This is a genomic window from Leptolyngbya sp. FACHB-36 (assembly GCF_014695955.1).
Classification (GTDB): domain Bacteria; phylum Cyanobacteriota; class Cyanobacteriia; order Leptolyngbyales; family Leptolyngbyaceae; genus FACHB-36.
Window position 1 is genome coordinate 1 of record NZ_JACJPG010000086.1, and the last position, 2,223, is coordinate 2,223.

At 52.9% G+C, this 2,223-nt stretch carries 2 protein-coding genes; one reads left to right on the forward strand and one right to left on the reverse strand.

Annotated elements, in window-relative coordinates:
- Nucleotides 1–384 precede the first annotated feature (384 nt).
- Entirely contained in the window at nucleotides 385–714 is a 330-nt protein-coding gene (locus H6F43_RS01215) for a hypothetical protein (protein ID WP_190340203.1), read from the reverse strand.
- Nucleotides 715–1,243: 529 nt separating this feature from the next.
- Here H6F43_RS01215 and H6F43_RS01220 point away from each other — a divergent pair.
- The coding region (locus H6F43_RS01220; RefSeq protein WP_190340204.1) for a mannose-1-phosphate guanylyltransferase at nucleotides 1,244–2,223 on the forward strand (980 nt) is incomplete at its 3' end.

A 2,223-nucleotide genomic window follows, 5' to 3' on the forward strand; every position in this document is an offset into this window, starting at 1 on the left:
AAAAACCGTGACCCAATAAACACTATGAGCCGAATAGATTTTGCGAACTCCCAGCAAAGTATGAGTCCAACGATTCCTTTGATTTGGCTCATCCGTAATATCACCGTCGACTACCAGTAGAGTAATTACCTCTTTAGACTCTGTATAGTGCCAAAAGGAATAGAAATCAGCTTTTAAAGTCCGACTGTGAGTAAATCCCTACTTGCAGAGATGAGTGACTGCTCGTGATCTCCACGCAACGCGAACATCATAGGGCATCTTCTAGATTCGCGATGTCTAATAGCGCACACTGATGCGCCATTTCTTTAATCGCTGCACTTCTCTTGCATCGCGTTAGGATAACGATATGACGATAATGGGAATCTGATTTAGCGCCGCTGGTGGCTAGTGTGACTGCTGTTCCAGGCCACGTGAGTAGCAGGCCGCGTCCGCAGAGACACCGTCTTGTGCTGGCAGTTCTGCGTCGTCGATCGCCTGTTCAGATTGACAAGACAGCAACGCCCATTCAGCGATATTTTGAACGACCCAGCCGTAGGTTTGCACATCCACCTCAGCGACGTGCTTGATCGCTGCCATCAGAATGGAACGAGCACACTTAGGATTGGGTAATCCCCCCAGTGCGTCTTCAAGGTGACTCAGCAGCACTCGATCGCGAGCTGCAAACACGTCTACGGCTAACTCAATCTCTGCTCCACAAGCGGCAAGATTACACATGAGCACAGCACTCCAATTGGCCTGGATTCTGCTGAGGTGACGTGAGAAGACATGAGGCAGCGCATCTCAAGAGCCGTACCATTCCTGTCAACGTATGGTTGGAAGCACGGCGCACAACGACCATGATGAAGCTCCTGATGAAATAGCGGTTCAATGGTAGGTAGTTAATGATGCGAGGATCGTCCTCTAAAAGCGGTCAGACTTGCTTCACGGAACCTTGAGAGTTTCAAGCAGTTTCGATCAAATTGGTTAAGCCTCAAATCTTAACGTGTGCAAATCTAACGCCAATTTATCGATTAATACTTAAGACAATCTTAAGAGCGATTTTAGCGGCTGGGGCAGGATGTAAAGGCAACTTCTTTTTCTACAATTGAAGTATGAAGTTCCGTCTACTAGAGCGGCTGACCATCAGGACAACGTGCAGAATCCGAGAAGATACTGAGAGGACTGGCAACCTAGTCTGGGCATTTAATTAGGATTGCGGCTATTTGTCGTCCACACTCTACCCCAAACGGAGCCGATCGCACCGATGACTACCCCAGCTTTGGTCCCTGTAATTTTGGCAGGCGGAAAAGGAGAGCGCTTTTGGCCCCTCAGCCGCCGGAGCAAACCCAAGCAGTTTTTGAGCCTGGATGGCAGCAACAAAAGTCTTCTGCAAGCCACCGCCGATCGCCTCCTAAAGCTAGTTGGAACCTGGGAAGACCTGTGGGTCGTAACGGCAGCGCATCTTGCAGATGGCGTACGAGAACAACTGCCGGAGCTACCAGAAAGCAATTTGCTGCTAGAACCCGAAGGACGCGATACGGCCCCCGCCGTTGCCTGGAGCACACTAGAAGTGGCTCAGCGCTACGGACGTGATGTCGTCGTTGGTTTTTTTCCGGCTGACCCCTGGATCGGAGACGAGGAAGGCTTCCGAGCCACCCTACAGGCGGCGGCAGAACTGGCAGCTGAGCAGCCTGCGATCGTCACGCTTGGCATTGCTCCTGGCTATCCCGCTACAGGCTACGGCTACATCCAGCAGGGCGAACCTGCGGGCACCTATACCGGCTGTGCAGCCTATCGCGTTAGTCGCTTCACCGAGAAGCCCGATCGCGCAACGGCCGAGCAGTTTCTTGAATCCGGACAGTTTTGCTGGAACAGCGGCATGTTCATCTTCCGGGCAAGCGTCGCGCTAGACGAACTTTTGGTTTATGCTCCCGACATTCTGGGACCGCTAGAGGCAAACGGAATTGCCGCCTATTCCACCCTGCCTAAAATCAGCATCGACTATGCCCTGATGGAGAAAACCCAGCAGGCGTTTGTCCTGCCTGCCTCCTTTGGCTGGGACGACTTGGGCGACTGGAACGCCATCGATCGCCTGCTTAAGACCGACCAGCCTAACGTGGAGCTGGGGCGGCACGTCCACCTCGATACGCACGGGGCGCTCGTCTACGCGAGTGATGAGAATGACGTGGTGGTGACGATCGGACTTGAGGACACGGTGATCGTTCGCGATGGTAACGTGACCCT